Source organism: Myxosarcina sp. GI1(2024), from assembly GCF_053543375.1.
Map to the genome: position 1 here is coordinate 127,178 of NZ_JBKGTY010000007.1, position 22,425 is coordinate 149,602.

Annotated in this window: 21 protein-coding genes and 1 pseudogene; 6 read left to right on the forward strand and 16 right to left on the reverse strand. The window is 41.6% G+C overall.

Annotation, left to right across the window (positions count from 1 at the left end; genetic code table 11):
* Positions 1-138: 138 nt before the first annotated feature.
* The 3 genes from ACLFKQ_RS22190 to ACLFKQ_RS22200 form a co-directional block, all read right to left on the reverse strand.
* Positions 139-570: a ferredoxin gene (locus ACLFKQ_RS22190; RefSeq protein WP_449001891.1), complete on the reverse strand. Its 432-nt coding sequence runs from the start codon at positions 568-570 to the stop codon at positions 139-141.
* Entirely contained in the window at positions 570-956 is a 387-nt protein-coding gene (locus ACLFKQ_RS22195) for a DUF1257 domain-containing protein (RefSeq protein WP_449001892.1), read from the reverse strand. Before ACLFKQ_RS22195 ends, ACLFKQ_RS22190 begins: the two co-directional genes overlap by 1 nt.
* 61 nt (positions 957-1,017) lie before the next feature.
* Positions 1,018-1,227, reverse strand: a complete 210-nt coding sequence (locus tag ACLFKQ_RS22200; protein ID WP_449001893.1) for a DUF2997 domain-containing protein — start codon at positions 1,225-1,227, stop codon at positions 1,018-1,020.
* Between the two features lie 365 nt (positions 1,228-1,592).
* On the opposite strand from ACLFKQ_RS22200, the gene bioU reads away from it, so the two are divergent.
* The 4 genes from bioU to ACLFKQ_RS22220 all read left to right on the forward strand — a co-directional run bounded on the left by bioU (position 1,593) and on the right by ACLFKQ_RS22220 (position 7,163).
* The gene (bioU, locus tag ACLFKQ_RS22205; RefSeq protein ID WP_449001894.1) at positions 1,593-2,594 is read left to right on the forward strand and encodes a (S)-8-amino-7-oxononanoate synthase BioU; all 1,002 of its coding nucleotides are present in this window, start codon (positions 1,593-1,595) and stop codon (positions 2,592-2,594) included.
* A 136-nt stretch (positions 2,595-2,730) separates the two neighbouring features.
* The gene (locus ACLFKQ_RS22210; RefSeq protein WP_449001895.1) at positions 2,731-3,645 is read left to right on the forward strand and encodes a histone deacetylase family protein; all 915 of its coding nucleotides are present in this window, start codon (positions 2,731-2,733) and stop codon (positions 3,643-3,645) included.
* Between the two features lie 117 nt (positions 3,646-3,762).
* Positions 3,763-5,163, forward strand: a complete 1,401-nt coding sequence (locus ACLFKQ_RS22215) for an ATP-binding protein (protein ID WP_449001896.1) — start codon at positions 3,763-3,765, stop codon at positions 5,161-5,163.
* Between the two features lie 188 nt (positions 5,164-5,351).
* On the forward strand, positions 5,352-7,163 hold the full coding sequence (locus ACLFKQ_RS22220; RefSeq protein WP_449001897.1) for a fatty acyl-AMP ligase: 1,812 nt from the start codon (positions 5,352-5,354) through the stop codon (positions 7,161-7,163).
* Positions 7,164-7,208: 45 nt separating this feature from the next.
* Here the strand turns inward: ACLFKQ_RS22220 and ACLFKQ_RS22225 are convergent, their stop codons facing one another.
* A complete protein-coding gene (locus tag ACLFKQ_RS22225; protein WP_449001898.1) occupies positions 7,209-8,243 on the reverse strand; it encodes a threonine aldolase family protein in 1,035 nt (344 codons plus the stop codon).
* A 64-nt stretch (positions 8,244-8,307) separates the two neighbouring features.
* Entirely contained in the window at positions 8,308-10,032 is a 1,725-nt protein-coding gene (locus tag ACLFKQ_RS22230) for a M3 family oligoendopeptidase (RefSeq protein ID WP_449001899.1), read from the reverse strand.
* A 44-nt stretch (positions 10,033-10,076) separates the two neighbouring features.
* Between ACLFKQ_RS22230 and ACLFKQ_RS22235 the strand changes: the two genes are divergently transcribed.
* The gene (locus ACLFKQ_RS22235) at positions 10,077-10,691 is read left to right on the forward strand and encodes a class I SAM-dependent methyltransferase (protein ID WP_449001900.1); all 615 of its coding nucleotides are present in this window, start codon (positions 10,077-10,079) and stop codon (positions 10,689-10,691) included.
* 19 nt (positions 10,692-10,710) lie between these two features.
* On the opposite strand, the gene ACLFKQ_RS22240 is transcribed toward ACLFKQ_RS22235, so the two are convergent.
* The 4 genes and pseudogenes from ACLFKQ_RS22240 to ACLFKQ_RS22255 all read right to left on the reverse strand — a co-directional run.
* Positions 10,711-11,112: a nuclear transport factor 2 family protein gene (locus ACLFKQ_RS22240; protein WP_449001901.1), complete on the reverse strand. Its 402-nt coding sequence runs from the start codon at positions 11,110-11,112 to the stop codon at positions 10,711-10,713.
* A gap of 72 nt (positions 11,113-11,184) precedes the next feature.
* Entirely contained in the window at positions 11,185-11,877 is a 693-nt protein-coding gene (locus ACLFKQ_RS22245) for a lecithin retinol acyltransferase family protein (RefSeq protein ID WP_449001902.1), read from the reverse strand.
* A gap of 33 nt (positions 11,878-11,910) precedes the next feature.
* Positions 11,911-12,891, reverse strand: coding sequence for a GntR family transcriptional regulator (locus ACLFKQ_RS22250; protein WP_449001903.1), 981 nt, complete (start codon positions 12,889-12,891; stop codon positions 11,911-11,913).
* A 279-nt stretch (positions 12,892-13,170) separates the two neighbouring features.
* A pseudogene (locus ACLFKQ_RS22255) lies at positions 13,171-13,269 on the reverse strand (peptide-methionine (S)-S-oxide reductase MsrA); the annotation flags it as partial.
* 43 nt (positions 13,270-13,312) lie between these two features.
* On the opposite strand from ACLFKQ_RS22255, the gene ACLFKQ_RS22260 reads away from it, so the two are divergent.
* Positions 13,313-14,875 carry a recombinase family protein gene (locus ACLFKQ_RS22260; protein WP_449001904.1) on the forward strand — a complete coding sequence of 521 codons (1,563 nt, stop codon included), beginning with the start codon at positions 13,313-13,315 and terminating at the stop codon, positions 14,873-14,875.
* Positions 14,876-15,103: 228 nt separating this feature from the next.
* Here the strand turns inward: ACLFKQ_RS22260 and ACLFKQ_RS22265 are convergent, their stop codons facing one another.
* From ACLFKQ_RS22265 to ACLFKQ_RS22295, 7 genes are all read right to left on the reverse strand, one after another.
* Positions 15,104-15,286 (reverse strand): hypothetical protein, encoded by a 183-nt coding sequence (locus tag ACLFKQ_RS22265; protein WP_449001905.1) that lies wholly within the window; start codon positions 15,284-15,286, stop codon positions 15,104-15,106.
* Positions 15,287-15,295: 9 nt separating this feature from the next.
* Positions 15,296-17,536, reverse strand: a complete 2,241-nt coding sequence (locus ACLFKQ_RS22270; RefSeq protein WP_449001906.1) for a hypothetical protein — start codon at positions 17,534-17,536, stop codon at positions 15,296-15,298.
* A gap of 71 nt (positions 17,537-17,607) precedes the next feature.
* Positions 17,608-18,240, reverse strand: a complete 633-nt coding sequence (locus ACLFKQ_RS22275) for a hypothetical protein (RefSeq protein WP_449001907.1) — start codon at positions 18,238-18,240, stop codon at positions 17,608-17,610.
* Between the two features lie 6 nt (positions 18,241-18,246).
* Positions 18,247-18,537 carry a hypothetical protein gene (locus tag ACLFKQ_RS22280; RefSeq protein ID WP_449001908.1) on the reverse strand — a complete coding sequence of 97 codons (291 nt, stop codon included), beginning with the start codon at positions 18,535-18,537 and terminating at the stop codon, positions 18,247-18,249.
* Complete coding sequence (locus ACLFKQ_RS22285) at positions 18,534-18,824, reverse strand: hypothetical protein (RefSeq protein WP_449001909.1); 291 nt, start codon at positions 18,822-18,824, stop codon at positions 18,534-18,536. The genes ACLFKQ_RS22280 and ACLFKQ_RS22285 overlap by 4 nt, the downstream gene beginning before the upstream one ends.
* 91 nt (positions 18,825-18,915) lie before the next feature.
* Entirely contained in the window at positions 18,916-19,674 is a 759-nt protein-coding gene (locus tag ACLFKQ_RS22290; protein ID WP_449001910.1) for a DNA adenine methylase, read from the reverse strand.
* A gap of 69 nt (positions 19,675-19,743) precedes the next feature.
* Positions 19,744-22,314: a Hint domain-containing protein gene (locus ACLFKQ_RS22295; RefSeq protein WP_449001911.1), complete on the reverse strand. Its 2,571-nt coding sequence runs from the start codon at positions 22,312-22,314 to the stop codon at positions 19,744-19,746.
* Positions 22,315-22,425 lie beyond the last annotated feature (111 nt).

Consider the following 22,425-nt stretch of genomic DNA (forward strand, 5'->3'; position numbering starts at 1 on the left):
CAGCAAAGGTATTCTATCTTATTTTGTCTGTTTAAATTGTTTAAGTACCGCTAATTTCTTCCAATTTCGAGCGAACAAAAAATACAAAACCTCAATAGCCCAAGACTATTGAGGTAGCAAGATTTAGCCAGAAGGGTATTATCTGTTTCTTTTAGCCATGCGACTCTTCATATTCATTGATGATTTTCTCATGTCTGGAGGAAGAGCTAAATGTTCGATGATTTGATATTTTCGGTCTGCCTCTAACTGCCTGAGTTCGGTGAAATCGACCCAGTGAATGCAATTTACAGGACAAGTATCGATCGCTTCTTCAACAGTCTCTAGGGAGTCTCCATTCTGGTTGAAGACTCTAGCTCGTCCGTAATCTGGTTCGATGTAAAAGGTATTGGGAGCCGTATGAGCACAGTGTTTGCAGCCGATACATCTATTTTCATCGACATAGGTACCTTTTTGGCGTAAAGCTCCACCTAATTCTGGCTCAAAACCCGTTCTTGCTTCTGCTTCTCTAAATACTCCCCCTAATTCTGGCTCTAAACCAGAGCGGTTGGGGGTATTGGAAAAATCAGACATTACGCACTCCAGCGTTGAACTACGAGACGGAGAGAACCGTCTTGATTTTGTTGTTGTTCTGCAATTGAAAACCCTTGACTACTAGTTTCATTGATGACGGTATGATAAGCATAGCGTTGCGTTACCTGTCTTAGGAAACCGTCTACCGTTAACGGTTGTTGCCAGTATTGCAGGTCAGCTACTAGCTCGTATTCACTACCGTTCCAGCTAAAGCCAATATCGTAGTTGTTGCTTTGCTCGATTAACACCTCGGCTTGGCGAGTTTGACCTCGATAGCCTCTAACTTGTGCCGGTCCTGCTTTCCAATCTACTCCCACATCGTCAAGGGCAGCTTTTAGGGAAGTCAAATTGCGAATTTTAGTTTTGATATTGCTGAAATGTGACATATTTTTCCGTTTTCAAAATTGAACTATTTTTGAACTATTTTTTGCATACCACTTAGCCAAATTACCAATCGCTGAAAGTGCCTTGAGTGAAGACTTTTTCCGATTGACTTACTTGCTGAGCGTAGTAATCCGAAGTTGGCGATTGAGAAATTACTACCCCAAGCTGTTCTTCTATTGCCTTGGTTACCTCTTGACAAGATGACCCGACAATGCCTGTTACCGTTTCTTTTACCCTGCCGTCAGGATAAATAATGAATTCTAGTGTTTCCATATCATAGGGCGATCACTTTTTAGGTTGCCGATCTTAATTACTTAAGCATTAGATAGATCGGGTTTTTTGCTTCTCCTCCAATTGCTCTTATATAAATATAAATAAATTTATCGCGAACAATTGCAGCAATAATATGAGAATCTTATTAAAATTTAATATTAGCGGTGCCGATTGCTATTACATAATTTATGTTTTCCTTAGTTTATACTGTGAGTCAAGGGTTCTAAAGCCAAATAATTAATAAATCTATACAAAGTCAGAGAAAAAAATAGTTAAAAATTTAAGTCCATAACTTTTGATTTACTTAACTAAATTAGCGCCACTAACTCTGATAATAAAACTGGTTATATTAATTAAATTCAGACATGATTGTAGATCGAGTGAACCATCCCATAAGAGTTGGAATTTTAGGTTTTGGCGGCTTGGGGCAAGCCGCAGCCAAAGTTTTAGCACCGAAAAGCGAAATGACCTGGGTAGCGGCAGCAGACCAAAAAGGTTACGCTTACTCTCAGACTGGATTGGAAATAAATTCAGCACTAACAGCTTATAAAGAGCGACACTCCCTCGGACATCTGGAAACTTACGGTACTTTAAGTAACGCTAGCATTCAAGACTTATTGACTGATGCCACCGCAGATGGATATTTTCTCGCCCTGCCCAACTTACCCAATAATTTCATGGCGGACGTTGCCAGACAGTTTATTCAGTCTGGATGGCAAGGAGTTTTGGTAGATGCTCTCAAACGTACTAGTGCAGTAGAACAATTATTAGAATTACGCGCAGAATTACAGCAGGCTGGAATTACCTATCTTACTGGTTGTGGTGCCACGCCTGGGTTACTAACTGCTGCCGCCGCGGTTGCCGCCCAAAGCTATGCTGAAATTCACAGCGTCAAAATAACTTTTGGGGTAGGTATTGCTAACTGGGAAGCTTATCGAGCTACGATTCGGGAAGATATCGCCCATTTACCTGGCTACAATGTCGAGACAGCTAGAAACATGAGCGATAGCGAAGTAGCCGAGCTATTAGAGCGAACCAACGGGATTCTAACTTTAGAAAACATGGAACATGCCGATGATATCATGTTGGAGCTGGCAGGAATTTGCAGTCGCGATCGCGTTACGGTAGGTGGAGTGGTCGATACTCGCAATCCCCAAAAACCTCTCAGTACTAATGTCAAAATTACGGGAAGAACTTTTGAGGGTAAAATCTCAACTCACACCTTTACTTTGGGGGACGAAACCAGCATGGCAGCTAATGTCTGTGGTCCTGCTTTTGGTTATCTGAAGGCGGGTGTGGCTTTAAATCAACGGGGCATCTTTGGTTTGTTTACCGCAGCAGAAATTATGCCTCAGTTTGTTAGATAGTTAAATCGCTGCGATTTAGTTTGGAGTTCGGGATTTGGAGTTTAAAACTACTAACGCCGAACTCCGAATTGGTTTCTCTGCTAATTCCGTAATTCAATTATGATAAAAACTAGTTGCATACTTCTAAGTTATATACATGCTTTCGGTAATTTATTCTCCAGAATTTTTAGAGCACGATACGGGATATGCCCATCCCGAACGCCCCGCTCGCCTTAGTGCCATCGCCGAAGCCTTACAACGAGTTTCTTGGCAAAATAGCATAGAATGGTTCTCACCTACTCCGCCAGATAAACGAGAAGTACTATCATGGGTGCGTCAAATTCATACCCCCGACTATATCGAACGAGTCAAGCATATTGCCGATAAAGGAGGCGGTTATCTAGATAGCGACACCATAGTGTCGGCTCGTAGTTATGAAGTAGCTTTACTTGCAGTTAGTGCTTGGCTAGATGGAGTAGATCGGGTACTTGCCAGCCACAACTCCGCTTTTGTCTTAGCACGTCCCCCCGGGCACCATGCCACTTCCACTACAGGAATGGGATTTTGCCTATTTTCTAATGCAGCGATCGCAGCTAACTACGCTTTACAACAGTCTGGAGTCGAGCGAGTGGCAATTTTAGATTGGGACGTACATCATGGTAACGGTACCGAGGCGATCGTGGAAAATAACCCACAAATTATTTATTGTTCTCTTCACCAACATCCCTGCTATCCAGGCACCGGAGCCAGAAGCGATCGCGGTAAATACGATAACGTACTAAATTTACCAATGAATCCCGGGAGTACTATCGAAGATTATCAACCTGTTTTTACCCAAGAAGTAGTGCCATTTTTAAGTGAATTCAACCCGGATTTGCTAATTGTCAGTGCCGGTTACGATGCCAATCGTGAAGATCCCTTGGCGGGAATAGCTCTAAATCCTTCAGATTATGGCTGGTTGACTAAATCCGTGCTGCCAATAACCGAAAATATTTTGTTTGGCTTAGAGGGTGGTTACCATTTAGAATCTCTTGCCGAATCTGTAGTGGCAACTTTAGCTAGTTGTCTGTAATATTTGTTCATCATCAAGCTAATATTCTGACTTTAAGGAGTATTTGAGCTTAAATATAGAGTATCGATCGATAGGATTTTACCAGCAACTAGTTATGAGCATCATGGCAATAATAATATGAACTCTGCTAAGATCCCCGAATCTTTGTATCAATTAACTCAGACCTTAGAAACTCCTTTAACTTCTATAGCTATAAGTGCAGAAACTATTAAAGCCTATGTAGAGACAACAATCGATTTGGCGATCGAGCAACAACTCCAAGCCACAATCTGGGTCAAGCTGCCTCAAACCCAAACCTGGTTTGAAGCGATACAAAAATACGATCGAACGGGTAAAGCTAAACGTATCTATTTATGTAGCACTCAGAACAAACACCCTCAATCGCTTGCTCAAAATCTAGCTGCCAGTCAAGTAATTCCAGTCAAACTGATGAAAAACTCGTGGCTGCAACGGGAATCTTTTTTAATCTTATTATCGTCTCAATTCTCCGTAGTAATTTTATCTCAATGGCAAAAGGGTCAAATTATTGTTGAATCTTCCCAAAAAAGGTTAGCACAGCCCTATATTCGGATGGTTTCTAGTTTTTCAGGGTCGCTAATTGAAAAAATTTTAGTTGGAATCGAGCAGATTGCCACTGCTACTGATGCTAGTAATTCCATAATTGCAGCAGACTTAAAAGTTCCTCAAGCAGCTGGAGATCGCTCGTCATTATTCACCAAACTTCTACTCAAACAAATTACAGCTGTTGAAACTTCAAAAACTGACAGTTCACTTACTCAAAGGCAGTCTAGTTTAACAAAAAATTCAGCAAGTTTGAGTTTGCAGGAGGATTTTTTAAACAGCTTAGCGCGAGAATTGCGCTCGCCAATAACTCACATTAAAACTGCCTTGAGTCTACTCGAGTCCAAACAAATCAAAGGAGAGCAGCGACAGCGTTATTTACAAGTAATCGGCAACCAATGCGATCGCCAAAATTCTTTGGTACGGGGCTTGCTAGAATTACTGCAGTTAAGTACGCCTACAGAAACCGAACAGATCGATCTAGATGAATTCGTGCCGGGAATCGTCAGCACTTATCAACCTCTAGCAAGAGAACAAAATATTCAACTAGGGTACACTATTCCTGCCGCCCTGCCCCCGATCTCCTGCCCTCCTGCTTGGCTGAGGCGAATTATTATTAATCTGCTCAATAACAGTTTGCACTTTACTCCTGGAGGCGGTAGGGTATACGTTCAAGCAACCGACAAACAAGAATTTATCGAACTCTCTATTACCGATACGGGAATTGGAATTGACATTAAAGAACTCGACAATATTTTTGATAGTTTTTACAGCACTAAGGCAATTAATAATCGTCAGACTACGGGAGCGGGTTTAGGATTGACCATAGTACTACAACTGGTCAACCGTATTGGTGGTTCGATTGAGGTAAGTAGTAAAGTTGGCAAAGGTACGAGTTTTAAACTTTTACTACCGGTGGTACCGGCAGAATTAATTGACTCCCGAATCCATGAGTGACAAAAATCCCTTTCCTATCTCGGTGACGTTTCCCTATTAAAATAAACCCGGTACAAACTCCACGCTAATAGGGCAAACATACCTCAGTTATGTCTTACTGCTCTTTCTTGCACCCAGGTGTTAATTATAAACTTCCTAAGCAGTTAAAATCACGCTCGCCTATTATTCAGCATTCATCACTTAAAAGAATGGTTAACTATTCAACAGCAGTAGATATCTTACTCTACAGAGCCGCAACCCAGCCAGAACAAACCGCCTATACTTTTTTAGCCGATGGCGAAAACGAATCGGGCAAGATTACTTATGGAGAATTAGATACTCGGGCACGGGCGATCGCCTCAAAGCTTCAGTCAGAGCTCGAACCCGGCGATCGCGTACTGCTGATCTATCCCTACGATCGAGGTTTGGAGTTTATTGCTGCTTTTATGGGCTGTTTGTATGCTGGAGTAATTGCTGTCACCGATTATCCCCCCCAGCAAACCAAATCGCTGACTAAGTTTCAAAATCGCCTCATTGATTCTCAAGCAGGGGCAATTCTAACTACTCAAGGACTTTTAGACCGAATTCGGGCAAGTATGGCAAATTTCGTCGAATTACCTGCCAAGTTAACTCAATTGCCCTGGATTGCTAGCGATCGCCTGAGTTTAGATTTAGCTTTAAGTTGGCAGCAGCCCAAATTAGACAGGGATACTCTGGCTTTTTTTCAATACACTTCTGGTTCGACGGGAAATCCTAAAGGAGTCATGGTAAGTCATGGCAATATTCTGCATAACTCCGAAGTCATCAAACAAGCGTTTCAACATCATGAAGCTACCAGAATTTTGATGTGGTTGCCCATGTTTCACGATATGGGCTTAGTTGGCGGGGTGATGCAGCCTTTATATGGCGGCTATTCCGCTGTTTTAATGTCACCGCTAGCACTAATTCAACAGCCTGTTTTGTGGCTACAGGCACTTTCACGCTATCGAATTACTACCAGTGGAGGTCCCAACTTTGCTTACGATCTCTTGTGCCAAAAAGTCACCCCCCAACAGAGAGAAAATCTCGATCTTAGCCATTGGGAAGTGGCTTTTTCTGGTGCCGAACCAGTACGGGCTGAAACTCTAGCCAAATTTATCGAACTTTATGCCCCCTGTGGCTTTAAACCAGAAGCTTTCTATCCTTGCTACGGAATGGCAGAAGCCACTCTGTTTATTACGGGAGGCAGCAAACCTAAATTTCCTCAAGTTTTATATATCAACGAACTAGATTTAGCCAAAAACAGAGTAGTCTGCGTCGAACCAGAGGAAAAATACGCTAAAGCAGTGGTCAGTTGTGGTTATGGCTGGTTGGAAGATGAAGTTGTCATCGTCGATCCCAAAACTCTAACTAGATGTCCGAGCGATAAGCCTGACGGCATGGCGTCGCTACGCATTGGCGAAATTTGGGTACGTGGTAAGGGAGTTGCTCGGGGTTATTGGCAACAGCCAGAAGCAACGGAACGGGATTTTCAGGCTCATCTTGCTGACGAACCAGATAAATCATTTCTGCGCACGGGAGATTTGGGATTTATTCGCGATGGCGAACTGTATATCGTCGGGCGGATCAAAGACGTGATGATTATTTGGGGCAGATATTGCTATCCCCACCATATCGAACAAACGATTCAAGATGCACATCCTGCCCTAAGAATCAATGCGGGTGCGGCTTTCTCTGTAGAAATTGCAGGAGAAGAAAGATTGATTATTGCCAGTGAAGTCGAGAGAACCTATTTACGTCGCTTGAACTTAGAGGAAATTATTGGGGCAATTCGTCAAGCGGTAGCCATAGAGCATACTGTAGATGTCTACACCATACTGTTGCTCAAAACCGGTAGCATTCCCAAAACCACCAGTGGTAAAATTCAGCGTCGCGCCTGTCGTCAAGGCTTTTTAGATGGCAGTTTAAATTTAGTTGGCAAGTGGCAACAAGAACTCCAGCAAAATAATATTAGCGACTTTATGCAGACAATGACAGAATAAATAATTTGCCTCGAGCGATCTCGTTCTGCCTTGATTCGTTGCTATTTAACAATTCTCGATCGCCGCTCGGATATCTCCAACTAATCGATCTACATCTGCTTTGGTAGTATTCCAACTACAAACAAAACGAGCACCACCAGTACCGATAAAAGTATAAAAATGCCAGCCTTTAGCTTGCAAATTGGTAATTACTGGTTCTGGCATCTCAACAAAGATGCTATTAACCTCTCGCGGAAATAAGATCTCGATCTTGGGAATATCTAGCAATTGTTCTTCTAAATATGCGGCACATAGATTGGCGTTTTGGGCATTATCAATCCAGGCATCGGTTTCTAACAATCCTAAAAAAGGAGCAGAAATAAAACGCATCTTGGAAGCTAATTGTCCTGCTTGTTTGCAACGATAGGCAAAATCTTCAGCGAGCTCTCGTTTGAAAAAAATAATTGCTTCTCCCATTGCCAAGCCGTTTTTAGTTCCAGAAAAACATAAAACGTCTACACCGCATTTCCAAGTAAGTTCTGCAGGAGTTTTGTTAGTAGCTACTACCGCATTGGCAAATCGAGCACCATCTAAATGGATTTTTAACTGATATTTATCCGCAACTGCAGCGATCGCCTGTAATTCTGCTACCGTGTATAAAGTTCCCAGTTCGGTTGCCTGAGTCAAACTAATCACTTTTGGTTTGGGGTAATGAATATCAGTTCGTCTGGTAATAATCTCTTCGATAGTTTTGGGAGTCAATTTACCATTTTTATCTCTGCCTAGTAATAATTTAGAGCCGTTAGAAGCAAACTCTGGCGCACCACATTCATCAGTTTCAATATGAGCCAATTCATGACAGATGACGCTATGGTATGATTGGCACAAACTAGCTAAAGCTAGAGAATTAGCTGCAGTGCCGTTAAACACAAAAAAGACTTCGCAATCAATTTCAAATAGCTTACGGAAATAGTTCGCCGCTCGTTCCGTCCAAATATCGTTACCATAGGCTAAAGCACTCCCTTGATTGGCTTTAAGCGTATATTCCATCGCCTCTGGACAAACACCAGAGTAATTGTCACTTGCAAATTGTTCTAGCATCTTCGAGCTTCAAGCGAATCCTTATGAGTAAGAGTAGTCGATCTCGATTTTAGATAATCAAACTCTATAAATTTAAAAACTGTCGCGATCGCTCGACGACCCTAGCCAAACAACCAGGTTGAAAAGGGGAAACTAAATTAGCCGATTTAACTAGGGTTTGAAAGGGTAATTTACCACCGCGCCGACACAGAGCGATATAATCTGATAGGGTCGCTTCGTAGTTAGATTCGGCTTGGCTCCAAAACTGCATGGCACAACACAAAGCCAAGGTGTAGTCAATGTAATAAAAAGGATAACAATAGATATGTTGCTTGGCTTGCCACAGACCTCCTTGAGTAAGATAGGCTAAATCTCCGTACTCCCGCCAGGGTAAATAACGCGCCTCTAATTCTTGCCACATCTGGTTTCTTTCTCGGGGTGTGGCTTGAGGATTGGCATAAACGAGATGTTGAAAATGGTCTACCGCGCAACCATAGGGTAAGAAGAGAATCGATCGTGCTAAATGAATTTGACGGAAACGTTCTGCATCTTCCTCAAAAAACTTATCCATTTGCGACCAGGTAAGAAATTCCAAACTCATCGAGTGAATTTCGCTGGATTCGGAAGTCGCCCATAAATAATCTACTAGTGGTAGATTACGACTCTGCCAATATTGAAAGGCATGACCGATTTCGTGGGTAAATACCTCGACATCTCCTTTGGTACCGTTGAAATTAGCAAAAATATAAGGAACACTGTAAAAATCGAAACTGGTACAAAAACCACCGCCAGCTTTTCCAGAACGAGTTTTGAGATCGAGAAGGTTGGCATCCATCATCATCCGAAAAAAATTACCTAATTCTGGATGCATCTCATCGAACATCTGTCTTGCTCGTTCCAGCATCCAATCGTATTCGCCCTGAGGTTGGGGATTTCCTTGCAAATCGAAGACAGACTCATCCCAAAAATAAACTTTGTCTAGATCGAGCTTTTCGGCTTTTTGAGCGATAATTTTGGCTGCTAGGGGTACTACTTCTCTGACTACTTCATCTCGATAGCGGTTAACATCTGCTTCTGTATAGTCAACGCGCTGCATCCGCCGATAACCCAGACCGATAAAATTTTCATAGCCCAGTTTGCACGCCATTTGGTGACGTAACTTTACCAGTCGGTCGTAAATCCCGTCGAATCGCTCCTGATGTTGGCTAAAAAACTGCCAACGCGCCTTTTCTGCTCGATAACGTATCTGGCGATCGCGATCCTCGGTATATCGCTCGATTTCAGATAGATTGATGATTTCTCCGGCAAATTCAATTTCTGCTGAAGCTAGCAGTCCTACATACTGATTGACTAAGTTCGCTTCCTCGACCAAATCCGCTTCAATTATCGGTTCGAAGGCAGTAACATCTGCTTCCCACAATTTAAAGGCGTGTTTGCCTAAAATATCTTCTAATTCCGCCCGATTCTCACTGCTAAGTAACTTCCGTTTCAGCTCAACTTCTAAAGCAGTCAGCTTGGGTTGCAGTTCGTCATAGTATTCTTGTGCTTTTCTATAAGCTTCGTTGCGTGTATCCTGACTAAAATGTAGCGCGGTTAGGGCACTCCAAGTATTAATCCTACGGCGTAGAGCGTCCCACTGTTGTAAAGCTCGTTGCCTTGCGATGCGCTCGGGCGAACGCTCTAAGGTAGCATGAATAGTTTCATACTCGGCTTTGACTCGTTCTAGAGTAGGTGTTTCTACTTCGATGTCGGCAAAATCAACTGTAGTTTGAGTCACGATCGCGGTTGAAAATAAGGATATAGCGATCATTTTAATATTAAGATCGTAAATAATATATTTATTTAGAGCGAGAAATGGGATTCTATTCGAAAAATATTCTTCCTTATCTTCTTGATTGGTCATTATCCGATTCCAATCTTGCCCTGCATCGTCGAGAAATATTAGCCGATGTGACGGGAGAAGTTTTAGAAATTGGTTTTGGTACGGGCTTGAATCTTGCTTACTATCCTGAAAACATCAAAAATATCGTTACAGTCGATGTCAATCCTGGTATGAATAAGTTAGCTAAGAAGCGCATCCAATCTTCCTCTATGACTGTAGATTTCCAAATATTAGATGGGGAAAATCTACCAATGACTGACAAGACATTTGATAGCGTAGTTAGTACTTTTACTCTATGCAGTATTGCTAATGTCGAGCGAGCACTTGCAGAAATTTATCGGGTTCTAAAACCTGGAGGAAAATTCTTTTTTGTCGAACACGGATTGAGTAATGAACCTGCCATTCAGGTTTGGCAAAATCGGTTAACACCAATTCAAAAAGCAATTGCTGATGGTTGTCATCTAAATCGTAATATCGAGCAGTTAATAGCAGCTCGCTTTGATACCGTTGATTTAACAGAGCTGTATGCTAAAAATTTGCCCAAAATTAGTGCTTATTTGTACCGAGGTATCGCTCGAAAAAATTGAATAGACTAACATTTTAATTCTATTTATTAAACTGATATATAATGCCGAGATATTCACGATATCCACAAACGCGATCGCCTCTAATGTCGAAAGAAATAGCCACTTGATTTTGATAGGGTTTTCCCAACATCAAACCTGAGGATTTAACTTCAAAAACCACTGTAATTTCGTTATTAGTAGTTCGTTCTAAGGTCAGAAACAAGCCTTCAGTAAAAACACTGTCCGATACATAGCGAAAAAATTGCGCGGCTCGTTCTCGTCCCACGTTTTCTCCTTTAAAAGGTCCGATAGGAAAGGAAAAAGTAAAATCGTCAGTTAGCATGGCTAAAAAATCCGCCCAATCACCCGTTGCCAAACCATGACTAAAGTAGTCAAATGCTTTTTGAGCGGTAGCAATTGTTTGAGAATTCAACTCGGTCATAGTATAGATCGCATATCAACTGAAATTTAGTTTTAAGAATAAACAGACAAAAGTAAACAACTTTTTGGCGATTTATCGAACTGCATTTAAACTTTGCTGATTGCGAATAATATTTTCAGTCAATTCTGCTAGCTCGTTTAGCTCTAGTTCTAGCTTGCCAGCTCGTTGGCGATAGTTCCATTTCTTCTCTAAGGCGGCGCGGGCTAAATCTTCTCTATCTTTTCGTAGTGCTGCTTTAGCCACCTCGTCCCAAGTTTTAATTTCGGCGATCGCTCGTTCGTATTCAGGCTGGACGGTATTCCATACCGATCTGATATCTGCTAGAGCTTCATCGAGTAACTGTTGGGCGTTGTTTTTATCTTTACCTTGAAGTGCTTGCTTAATCGGTTCGTATAGCTGAGCGGTATCGAGTCTGTCAATCGTCGGCAAAAAGTTTCTAATCTGTTTGCTGTCGCTTATTCCCGTTTTGCACCAGCTAGCAAAATGTTCGCAGTTGTTGAACAGTAAATTGTATTGTTTTTCTCCCAGTCTGCTCTCGGCTCTTTCAACAGCGGCATCGGCGACAAAACAGAAATTTTCAGCCTCTTGGACTTTGTAAACTGGATGACCCATACTAAAGACAATCATTAAGGTACGTTCGATAACTTCACTAGGTTTGCGATAGTGGATTACCGTACCGTCGCCGCAGTCGATACCGTAATGTTTGTATACTCCATCTAGTTGCCATAAATTTCGATATACGTAAATGCGATCGCCTCTTGCCATCTGCTCGATACATTAATAAATTGTGACTGATATTTATTTAATCATTTCTAATCCCAATTCTCGCTTGAGTAGAGCGATAGATTTTTCACCGATATAATTATCGCTACGGATGATTTCGGGTATCCGAATTATATCGTCTCGCATAGCAAAGATCGCCTCTTTTAATTTATCGTAGCTAGAAGGATCGCTAATAATAGTATGAGCCGAACGGACAACTGCTCTCAAGCGATCGCGATCGCTAAGAGTGGAAGTGATGACTAACAAATCGTCACCCCGCTGCGAGTTGACAATGCTCTCGGCAATACTTAAGGTACCTTCACTCAAACTGACTATGCCCAAACAAGCTAACGCGGGAAGTTTTTTGATAATTTCTAATTCTTTGCCATAGTCGTAAATATCGATGGGAATTACACGAAATGAGTTATGAGGCACAATTTCCATAACCTCTTGAATAAAATAACGGCTGGTAACTAGAGTGCCAAAGTTAATTCGTTCGATAATTGAGGGTAAATTTTCTATCTCAACCAAATCAACGGGAATTTGTAGGGATTGTTTTAATTCTCGCTGCATAATTTCCCCTGCACTAATATCTCTTTGGGGTACTACCACCAAAATTTTTTCACGACAGCGCAACCGCCAATTAATTTCCTCGAGAAACATTTCCTTGGTACTGTTTAAACTACAGCCTAGTTCTAATAGTTTGTCGATACTATCTTTGATCGAATTACTCGCAATAACCAAAGGAGAATCTGAAGCTAAAACGCTTTCCCTTTCGTGAACTTTGACATAAATTCCCGATCCTGCTACCGACTCTACCAATCCCGATTCTTCCAATTGCTGATATACTTTACTGATAGTGTTGCGGTGCAGTCCCGTGATCATTGCCAGTTGTCTGGTACTCGGCAAACGATGTCCGGGGGTATATTGTCCAGAAGCGATCGCAAACTGAATTTGGGCAAATAGTTGTTTAGAGGCGGGAATATCGCTATCTGACTGGATTTGAAAATTCAGCATCTTTGGGAAGCAGACAAAGTATTCTTACTTGCGCCATTGTAGGCGGAAAATTTAGTTTTTACCTGCAATATTTCACAATCGTTTATGGTTTAAAGTTTGCGATTGCCAAACGCATACCCTTCGGGCTTATCGCGATTTAACCTCTTCTTTCTTCCTCTGGAAATAGGAGCGAAAGTTTACCTTATTTACTTAATTTACTTATTTAACCGATAATTAATTAATGTATAAAACAAAAAGTGGCGCGATCGCGCCACCGAGCACATCTTATTTAAATTATTATTAACTAACGGCTGTATTTTCGGTTTGAGGATAGCAGACATTAGTACCGCCCAAACCGCAGTAACCGTTGGGGTTTTTAGCTAAATACTGCTGACAGTACTTCACATGGTGCTAAACTAAGGAAAAGCTTACTACAACTACCATGCAGCTTGTAACCTCTATCAAAACTCTTAACGAATTACTGGAAAAACTACAAACAGAAGAAATAACTATCGGCTATGTTCGGGTCAGCACTGAACAAAGCCACCAGGATACTTCCGTACTAAGGCAGATTGATACTTTAGAAAAACTAGGTTGTCAACTAACGCTAGTCGAACGGGAATCAGGAACTTCTACCGAACGGCAACTGTATAATCAGTTAATTAAGTCTATCTCGTTAGGGAAAATTCATAAAATAGTCACTACCCGTAGCGATCGCTTGAATCGGAACATGCGGGAGATGAGGTATTTTTACAATCTATGCTCGGAGCTAGGAACGGAATGGCATTTTATTGAAGAACCCGAGTTAAGCTCATCTAGTCCTTGGGGTGTTGAGTTACGCTCTCAAAAAGCTTATGAAGCTCAACAAGAATCAGAGCGGATAGGCAGACGACAAGAAAGAGCTTATCTTTACGCCGAAGAAAGTAAAAGGGCGATCGCTCGCAAGGTTATCTTTGGCTATCGGATTAATTCCCAACGGCAGTATGAGCTAGATTTAGCGCTACAAGATGGCTCCAATGCGATCGCTAAAGACGGAGGCCGCTACCTGGCTTCTTGCGAGCTAGCTCAGAGACTTGTTGACCTCTATCTCGAAATCCAGACTATTAGAGGGGCGTTAAAAGCTTGGAAACGGGATTTACAGGCTCTCGAAGCGGCTGACGAGTCTAAGTACAATCGCATTCTACAATTTACCCAATCTTGGCTCGGGTATTGGTTGAGAGAGCCAGTATTGAGAGGGCACATGGTTTACGGAAAGTACAAGCGAGAGCTTTACGGCGAAAAATTAGAAAAGAAAAGATACAAGCTCTTACCTCGTCACGAATGGCGAATCGCTTACAACACCCATCCGAGCGATCGCCTAATCGATTTGGCAACAGCTAAAACCATTGATAAACTATTAACTACCAACGAAAACAAAGGTAGGGCTATTGCGATCGCCAAATCATCTCCAGGTACTCCAAAATCTTTATCGTCGATAATGCGTTGCTGTCGGTGTAAATCTAGATTTAACGCAACGGGTACGTACCAAAAAGGGAAATACTACCGGTATTACTACTGCATCGGGAGAAACGAGTTTAAATGTAAAAGCGAGGGGGTTAGTGAAGGTAAACTCCGAGGGTGGTTAATGGAAGCGATTGTAACTAAAGCGAGTCAATTAACTGAAGCTGTCGAAAAGGCTTCTCAGGGTGAAGTCGCGATCGATTCAGGTCAACTAAAAGTTTTGAAGAGTGAGTCTCAAGCTGCTTTCGAAAAGTATCAGCAAACAGGAATGAGCGAGTTTTTAGCTCTCCATAAGACTTTTGAAAGAAAAATAGAAAACCTCGAAGCCAACTTACAAGCAGACCTCGAGGCGGTGAGAGCGCAAGAAACTTTGTTACTCAGCTACTCTTCTGTTGATTTCTGGCTAGGTTTGAGTAATGCCCGGCTTCACGATCTTCTAAAGAGGATTGTACGGGATGCTTGGTTCGATGACGGTCACCTTGTGTCTCTAGACCTCGAGATTTAGCCCAGTCAAGCGCGAGTTTCTTTAATTCGATTGCTGTTTTCCGATCCATAGTACTTATTAAGGTTGCGTTTTCCCCTCACTCGTGCTAACCTCTTTCTTGTGTCAAAAGAAAAACCCCCCTGAAGCTGCCAAACCTGGAGGGTTGAATTGAGCAGTTGCCTTTGTGAGACAATACTAAAATAACTGCTCTATTTTCGCTTTGGTAAAATTATGTGCGATTATGTGCGATTATGTGCGATTTTGTGGGATAATCGCAATTCTCATTAAAAATTCGTCTAAAGTTATTTGTTTGGCTTCAATTTGTCGGATTAGTTCCGACATTGTAATCCCGAAAGTTTTTCTGGTAATCTCGTAAGCTGCGGGAGTTGATTCTAAAAATTCCTGTAATCTTTCTTTGGTTAGGTAGTTCATGTTTTCTCCTTATTTTTCTGAGTAGTTGTTAATCAAGATTGACTTGTACCCATCTGCATCTTGTTCGTTTAAACCTGATTCAACATTGACGCACCCGCTAACACCTTTGCTTAGGATTGTATCCAGGCGCACTCTCTCGGTTTGCGAAAAGCTAGATCCATCGAGCTTGTGCGGATCTCGACCTTGCGGTGTGAGAGCTTCTGTGAAGTAATTTGAAATTGTTTTGTAGACAAATTTCGCTAGCACTTTATCCTGTGTGTAGTCTTCCCCGCTACAATCATCGTGTGTAAAGGAGTTTAACTTGATTGGTAGATGGCGATTAGCTCTGATAAACTCTAAAATATCGATAAGAGCTCTTTTCATTACGATAGCCTCTGGCGAGATTAACTGCACTGAGGTTACTTCTCCAAGTTTAACTTTCTTGTAGATCTCGCCTTCTCTATTTTCTCGTTCCCAAACCTTAACATGAAATAACCTGCCGTCATGCGTTCTAAACTGGGCAAACTCCCCACAGTCTAAGTCAACGTAATGATTTCTCGCGCAATACTTTAACTTAGTAGCGTAAGCCACATAACCAGGAAAAGATTCTTTGAGTGCTTCTGCCGCCTTCTCGCAATCCTCCATTGTTACATCGACAAAGCTCTTGTTTAGAGATTGTTTGTAACTAAACGGAGAGGCATCATTAAACATCGAGTACGTGGCACATTTTGCGATACTTCTAAAATATTTTACTATCGGGTCGGTTTTCTTGTTGGCAATACAGTATTCGACGCTAGCCTCTTTTCCAGCAACCTCAAACATTTTAGAGGTTACGTAGGCGTGAGGGTCTTTTAAATCGAGAATGCTGACGATTGCTAAGTCACCTGAATTACTAGCACCGAATCTAATGTGGCTACTGCTCAAATCCTGAAGCCACATGTTCTTTTCGCCGGGCACTCTGATAATCGAGCGAACTAGGGGCAGGTTATATTGCTCTACTAAAGGGTGTTCGATTTCACCAGCGATGTTTTGTAAGTTAGTAGCCTCCAAGCTAGATCTTTTTTCGCTGCTACAGGTAGACCTACCACTACCGGTATTACCTAATGAGGTATAACCACCCTTAGCATAGCCGTTATTTTGCTTAGCTGAAGTTAGTAGTGCATCAATACTATCGACACACTTCTTAAGGCTACGAGCCAATGAGATTCTTAACAAGATATCGTTTTTAGTTTGAGTGTAGTGGAAAAAGATGTTTGCAGCAGATGTAGATAACTTCTTGCCTTTGGGGATATTCATTGGCTTGGTAGCAAATAAGGTTAGCTGCTCGACCGTGACAATATCATCTTTGTCGTCGTCTTCATCTTTAATTTCCTGTAGCAGGAGAATATCCAACTCTTCCCAGACAGCCTTACAAAGCTTATCTGATGCTGCCGAAAAAGTTAAACCCAATGCCTCTTGTGCTGGTTTATATAAGTCTTCGATCGCATCTAAGTATTGCTGCCGTAATTGTTCGCCGTATTCAATATCAATAGGTTGCCCTACTAAGCGCATCTCGACAAACGCGGGAATTACGTCACATTCAACAGCAGCAATCTCTGTAAGCTTATAACGACAAGGTAAACCTCTGATATCTGGCTTATTATCCCAATCGCTCAATCGCTTACAAAGTTCCCAGAAGCAATCAAAGGTAGCTCTAACATCCATCGCCGCATAGTTTAATTGCGAGTTAGATAAAGTAGGTTGCCCCCAATCGCTCTTTTGCTCGTCTTTATTTAGCTCTTTGTTGAATAATCGCTTATAAACATCTTTCAAGCCATGGTTATAGTACTTAATCCCGCACCAAAGTAAGATTGATAAGATACGAGTACAGCGAGGCGATCTACACTCAAAACCTAGCTGCTGCTTAATAAACCCTAGGTCAAACTGGATGTTATGACCTACAGGATGCTGGTTTGGATTTAGTAAAGTAGATTCGAGTGTTTCTAAAAACTTATTTGGTAGTGGCTCGGTAAGGTCGATAACTGCAATCCTACCATCTTTCAAGCCAATCTGGATTAATCGTATTTTGCCTCTAAATGGGTCGAGAGCTTCGTTAAATGACTTAGTACCCATTGTCTCGATGTCGAGGGCAAAGAATCGCGATTTAGACCAATCTGAGATGAAATTATCAATCTCGGGGTGGTCGTTTCTCAAGATGTTCTTGTCTAGGGGAGTTGTATCGAATACCGCCAACATATCTAATTGCCCGAATGTGATTGTTTTCTTAGCCATATGTGTTATCCAAAAAAAATATGGTTGTCAGATTTATTCTAACAACCAATTTGAGTTATGTCTAGTTTAGTTTACATTGCATCCAACCGAGCGTAATACATGTTATTTAAGTAATCTGGGTCATAATCCGAATCGTCTAACTCGTTGTCTACTGCTCGCATGAAGTCTAAGAAGAGCTGAGTGGGACTAAAATAGTCATTAGTGACTTCTAACCCGTATTTAGCTAACTGACGAATGTCAACGCCTGCTAGCTCGCGATCGCCTCTCAGGTTTACATTGAGACTACAGCCATAGGGTTGCCAAGCTTGTCTAGCTAGTTCAGCCTCTACTCCCCCGATAGTCTCGAAAAAGACTAAGTCTTTATTATATCGATACCCTTCACTATAGTTGGGGTTGTACTGATTTTTCATAGTACGCTCGATTAACCCTTTTCTACCTAACTGCGGTATAAACCAGTTTTCTGCTGTTGAGATTTTGATAGACCGACAGGTAATAGATTCATCTTTGAGATAATCTTGTAGCACTTTATCCTCTTTATTCCGTAACACTTCGATAAAATAACGAGGTAAGTTATAGCGATCTATGACGATCCAATCGAGTTCTTGAGATGTTGACAAGATTTGGTATCCCTGCTTTTGTAGCTCGCTCATTAGCGTCGATTTCCCTGAACGAGCAAACCCATGTACTAGTACTAAAGTTTTCATGATTGTTTAATACTGTATAAATTCAACGTTTACAAAATTACCTGTTGTATCAAAAGTGTAAATATACACTTTATCGCGGTCTTGGGATTTCTCTATGGTGAGAGTTATCAAGTAAACCGCATCATCAAAGTCGAATTCGAAGAAATCGCCGTTTTCTGTAACTGTGGCTCGGTAAACTGCCGCTAAGTCCGTACTACTGCCCAAAGCGTTCCCAATATACATATCAACTAGCGACTGTCGTATAAGTGAGTAACCTGCGTTTTTTAGCTCTCTTATGTTATCTAAGTGTCCCTTCATGATTGTTTCTCCTGTTGATTGAGTTTGTTAAAAGTGATAAAAGCGATGATTTGGTAGATAAACCCTTGGCTGGCTAACTCCAGATAAAGTAAAACTCTATCGTTGAGGGCGACGTTGGCGATCGCAAAAGCCAAAGGAACGAGTGAATAAAGTCTAAATTTATCGAGTGCAGCTAAGTACACTATAGCCGAGCTTCTACCGAGTAGTGCGCCGACAAAGTTTAAGTACTCGTTGCCGAGAGCAAAGCCTAGTATATGACAGATAACTCCCGAGCTGCCGACTAACATTGTCGTAATCTGAAGTTTGTTCATTAAATTAAAAAGTGGTTAAACTTCTACTTAAATCTAACTACTAATTTGGTGGATGTCAACCACTATTTTAAAAGTTAGTAGCAATTACCTCGATCGCTGGTTTGCGATCGCCGTTACAAGATATTCTACGGGGTGCTTCTACAAATAAGTTATCTAACCCGTAGTTATCATACAAATCTACAATACGATCGGTAGCTTGGTTAGTCAGCACAAAAGGAACATTTAAGCCTAAAAGCCACCGGACTAGCTTGTCTTGGTCTTCCATTGTAAATCCGTTACCTGAATAGTTTTTAAAGTCAGTGTCATAAGGTGGATCGACAAAGAGGAAATCATTAGGCTCGATTTGCAAATCTTGATAGTCTCCGCAGGTAAACAAGTAACGGCATAAGTCACGAGTCTTTATTTCTACAGGTGCTATCTTTTTACGTCTACCCCAAGGCACATTAAATTCACCTTTCTTGTTCTCCCGATAAAGCCCGTTAAATCCAGCTTTGTTAAGGTAATAGAAGCACTTGGCGAGTTCTGGGGTTCTTTTGTTTAACTTCTTCAGCTCGTTAAAGCGATCGCGAATGATATAGTATTCTTCTTTGGTTAGAGTAAACTCGTCAACATCGATATACAACCCATTCTTGATTTCATTAAAGAAGCTTATTAATGGGTGATTAATGTCATTTAGTAGGGCGCGATCGGGTTGAATACCTAGTGCTATAGCACAACTACCACAGAAAGGTTCTACTAGTCGAGTTTGACCGGATGCTTCAAACATAGGTTTAACCTGGTCAACTAACCAGCTCTTACCTCCAGCGTATTTTATCGGTGATTTCATAATTGTTCCTCAAAATAAAAAGCTACTAGATATAATCTAGCAGCTAATTTGGTGGTTGTCAAAGATGGTTTAGAATTGGTATTCGCCGTCGATAATATGTATTAACTGGCGCTTGTGGTTCTCGTAAATCAAACAGTGAGTATTAAGCCAGCTAGACAACCCTTTGGTGTATCCCAAACTTAAATGAGTGCTGGTGCCGACCTGATAGCAACCTTTCTCAATCATTGGTGAGTTTCCTGTTAGTGAAACTTGACCTGTTTTTGGAGAGCGAACCCAGAAGCATTTAGTATCTAGAGATAAACAGTAGACTTTTGATTGAGCATGGTAACTAAAGAATCCCCAACCGTTGAATCTAACTTCATGGTGTTTTTGAGTAGAAGACCTAGCAAAGTCTCGGTCAACACACCACGTAATTACAAACAAATCATTATGGTTTTCTCCCCCTTTTGTTTTAATACTTCTGGAGTTAGAGTATCCAATGCGAGTTAACAGGGATTGAACTATATTAGCCTCACCTTTGATTGAAGTAGACCATTGACGAGCATTGCTACCCGTATCGTAAGTACCATCCCAATATCTTAATTCATCCACTAGTATTTGAGACTGGTGGGTATTAAGTTTTAGGCAACTTGTGCGACCTAGTTTGTTCCCTTTTTGGTCTAAGATCTGCCTACTCTCTTTATACAACTCCGACTGGATCCTGATGTAACCATCAAAGTATCCAGGCTCGTCTCTATACGCAACCAACTCGGAACCCCAAAGCTCTTTTAGCCGAGCAATTTTACGATCTTTTTTCAGGTGAAATCTTACACGGTATCCATCTTTAGACCCATCATTGGCTACACTTACTGCTCGCATTATTGCAAGGTCTGAGATAGTAACCAACTTACTTTCATCAACTACAGGTAATGCGGAAAGGGGTAGCTCGGATGCAGAACGGGTGACTATTGCTTGGTGTGCAGGAATGTAAGAGCCATCTTTCAGTCTAAGCATATGCTCTTTTGTGAAGGTCTGCTCAAATCCGTTACCTTCGATCTGGATAAACAAATCGTTATAATCGTATTCGTGATACTTGTTGATTGATTGCCAAGTATTAGTCTTTGTTTCCCAGTCATAAGATAGAACGAGGTCATCCGTATTTAAAGATTTAATCTCTTTCCAGCCGCTAGCTTTAGTTTGAACCAAGTAATTACCTGGTAAACAGTGGGAATGCCCGATAATGGTTTTCATTCCAGTACGAGCGTATTGCTTGGCGCTGCCACGACTGCCGTTGCTCCCGAGATGCCCGTGAAAGCCTAGTTGGACACCCTCTATTTGGTAATCTTCATCTAGCTCTAGGAATCTAGCTTTAACACATCTCCTTTGCATCTCCTTTCCGTAAACTTCAGCTTTACCTGATTCAACCATATCCATAGCCGCTCTCAAGTAAAACTTAGCAGTAGATGGATTTAGATTGTTATCTCTCCAGTCAGCTCTTTGCAACCAACGAGCTAAGAAATCGTTGTGATTCGAATCGACAATTACTAGCTCGCGACATTTGCTAGCATATTTGTTCAGCACTTGAGCGTTAACCTCTAGCTCGTGGTCTAAATCCCTAAACTGACGTTGGAACTTGGCAAAGGGATTCTTTTCTTCATGATGGTTGACTGTTTCACCGTCGAAAGCATCATGCAAAGCGATTACTTCAGGTTCTAACTGAGCGATAAGCTCATCAGTAGCTTTCTCTACTAACGGGCAGCTAGAGCCTATATGCAAGTCCCCCATAACTAAAGCGGAAGTTTTAGCCCGCCGCTTGAAGTTGCCGTTGTACTCGATGCCTAAGTCAATAAAGCTGCCGTCATTTTTGGCTGAGATGTTTCTCAGGTGGAAGCGATCGCCTTTGGTTTGTAAGACAGCTGCACCGAAAGTATGGTGAAACTCTCCTTTTTTGCCGCTCTTAGAGTCAGAGTAGTTGCGTCTAGTGACCGCTCCAGTTGTTGTCAAGATATGCGGGATTTTAACCTTAGGGGTGGGAATACACTTGAGAGCTATCTGGGGGTGTGCAACAATCCCACTCCTACCTCCTGTCAGCGACTCTAGTCCTGATAGGGGATTTACTGCAGTAGGGTTGACCGAAATGTCTGCTAGAATAGCTAGGTTTTTGGTGATGATGCGATGGTTTACTAATTCAGTAGCGATCGCGCTGTCAAACCAATCTTCACTCAAATCCTCTTGTGGGGAAGTCGGATTGCGGTAACGATAGGGGATGACGATTAAAGTCGCGTTGTTAATTTCACAATAATACTTAAGAGTTTCTAAGAAATGACCGTGTACCAAAGTATTATTTTGCGCCGCCGTGATAACATAAGTTTCTATTCGCTCAGGATTAACTTTGATATCTTTGTAGCTGTAATCGAAGCTGTAAGTGTCGTCTAACAAAGATTTCTCTACGGCTTCTATAGCGTCTTCTGCTTGCTCTTCTAAGTCGGCGATTTCTCTAGCGGTTTGCGCGATCGCTTCATCTGATGTGCTGATGGGACGCTCGGGTACACAAGTATCAGTACAGAACCAGCGAAATCTTACACCCTCTTTGATATAGCTCATCAAGCTTTTCTCGACATGCTTCTGACATTTGCGACATTTTCTAGTTTCAATAGTCATGGTTGTTTATTTGGTAGTAGTATCCTTTACTCGTTTTATCCTAACAACTAATAATAGGAGGTGTAACTAGTAAAACTACTTAATTTAGACGTTAGATATTAAAAAACCCCT

Excerpts from the sequence above, each read along its gene's own strand:
- ACLFKQ_RS22265 (WP_449001905.1), bottom strand. The coding sequence starts at position 15,286 with ATGAACTACCTAACCAAAGAAAGATTACAGGAATTTTTAGAATCAACT.
- ACLFKQ_RS22210 (WP_449001895.1), top strand. The coding sequence starts at position 2,731 with ATGCTTTCGGTAATTTATTCTCCAGAATTTTTAGAGCACGATACGGGA.
- ACLFKQ_RS22280 (WP_449001908.1), bottom strand. The coding sequence starts at position 18,537 with ATGAAGGGACACTTAGATAACATAAGAGAGCTAAAAAACGCAGGTTAC.
- ACLFKQ_RS22195 (WP_449001892.1), bottom strand. The coding sequence starts at position 956 with ATGTCACATTTCAGCAATATCAAAACTAAAATTCGCAATTTGACTTCC.
- ACLFKQ_RS22290 (WP_449001910.1), bottom strand. The coding sequence starts at position 19,674 with ATGAAATCACCGATAAAATACGCTGGAGGTAAGAGCTGGTTAGTTGAC.
- ACLFKQ_RS22200 (WP_449001893.1), bottom strand. The coding sequence starts at position 1,227 with ATGGAAACACTAGAATTCATTATTTATCCTGACGGCAGGGTAAAAGAA.
- ACLFKQ_RS22245 (WP_449001902.1), bottom strand. The coding sequence starts at position 11,877 with ATGGCAAGAGGCGATCGCATTTACGTATATCGAAATTTATGGCAACTA.
- ACLFKQ_RS22260 (WP_449001904.1), top strand. The coding sequence starts at position 13,313 with ATGCAGCTTGTAACCTCTATCAAAACTCTTAACGAATTACTGGAAAAA.
- ACLFKQ_RS22270 (WP_449001906.1), bottom strand. The coding sequence starts at position 17,536 with ATGGCTAAGAAAACAATCACATTCGGGCAATTAGATATGTTGGCGGTA.
- ACLFKQ_RS22250 (WP_449001903.1), bottom strand. The coding sequence starts at position 12,891 with ATGCTGAATTTTCAAATCCAGTCAGATAGCGATATTCCCGCCTCTAAA.
- ACLFKQ_RS22190 (WP_449001891.1), bottom strand. The coding sequence starts at position 570 with ATGTCTGATTTTTCCAATACCCCCAACCGCTCTGGTTTAGAGCCAGAA.
- ACLFKQ_RS22215 (WP_449001896.1), top strand. The coding sequence starts at position 3,763 with ATGAACTCTGCTAAGATCCCCGAATCTTTGTATCAATTAACTCAGACC.
- ACLFKQ_RS22240 (WP_449001901.1), bottom strand. The coding sequence starts at position 11,112 with ATGACCGAGTTGAATTCTCAAACAATTGCTACCGCTCAAAAAGCATTT.
- bioU (WP_449001894.1), top strand. The coding sequence starts at position 1,593 with ATGATTGTAGATCGAGTGAACCATCCCATAAGAGTTGGAATTTTAGGT.
- ACLFKQ_RS22235 (WP_449001900.1), top strand. The coding sequence starts at position 10,077 with ATGGGATTCTATTCGAAAAATATTCTTCCTTATCTTCTTGATTGGTCA.
- ACLFKQ_RS22285 (WP_449001909.1), bottom strand. The coding sequence starts at position 18,824 with ATGTTAGTCGGCAGCTCGGGAGTTATCTGTCATATACTAGGCTTTGCT.
- ACLFKQ_RS22225 (WP_449001898.1), bottom strand. The coding sequence starts at position 8,243 with ATGCTAGAACAATTTGCAAGTGACAATTACTCTGGTGTTTGTCCAGAG.
- ACLFKQ_RS22220 (WP_449001897.1), top strand. The coding sequence starts at position 5,352 with ATGGTTAACTATTCAACAGCAGTAGATATCTTACTCTACAGAGCCGCA.
- ACLFKQ_RS22230 (WP_449001899.1), bottom strand. The coding sequence starts at position 10,032 with ATGATCGCTATATCCTTATTTTCAACCGCGATCGTGACTCAAACTACA.
- ACLFKQ_RS22295 (WP_449001911.1), bottom strand. The coding sequence starts at position 22,314 with ATGACTATTGAAACTAGAAAATGTCGCAAATGTCAGAAGCATGTCGAG.
- ACLFKQ_RS22275 (WP_449001907.1), bottom strand. The coding sequence starts at position 18,240 with ATGAAAACTTTAGTACTAGTACATGGGTTTGCTCGTTCAGGGAAATCG.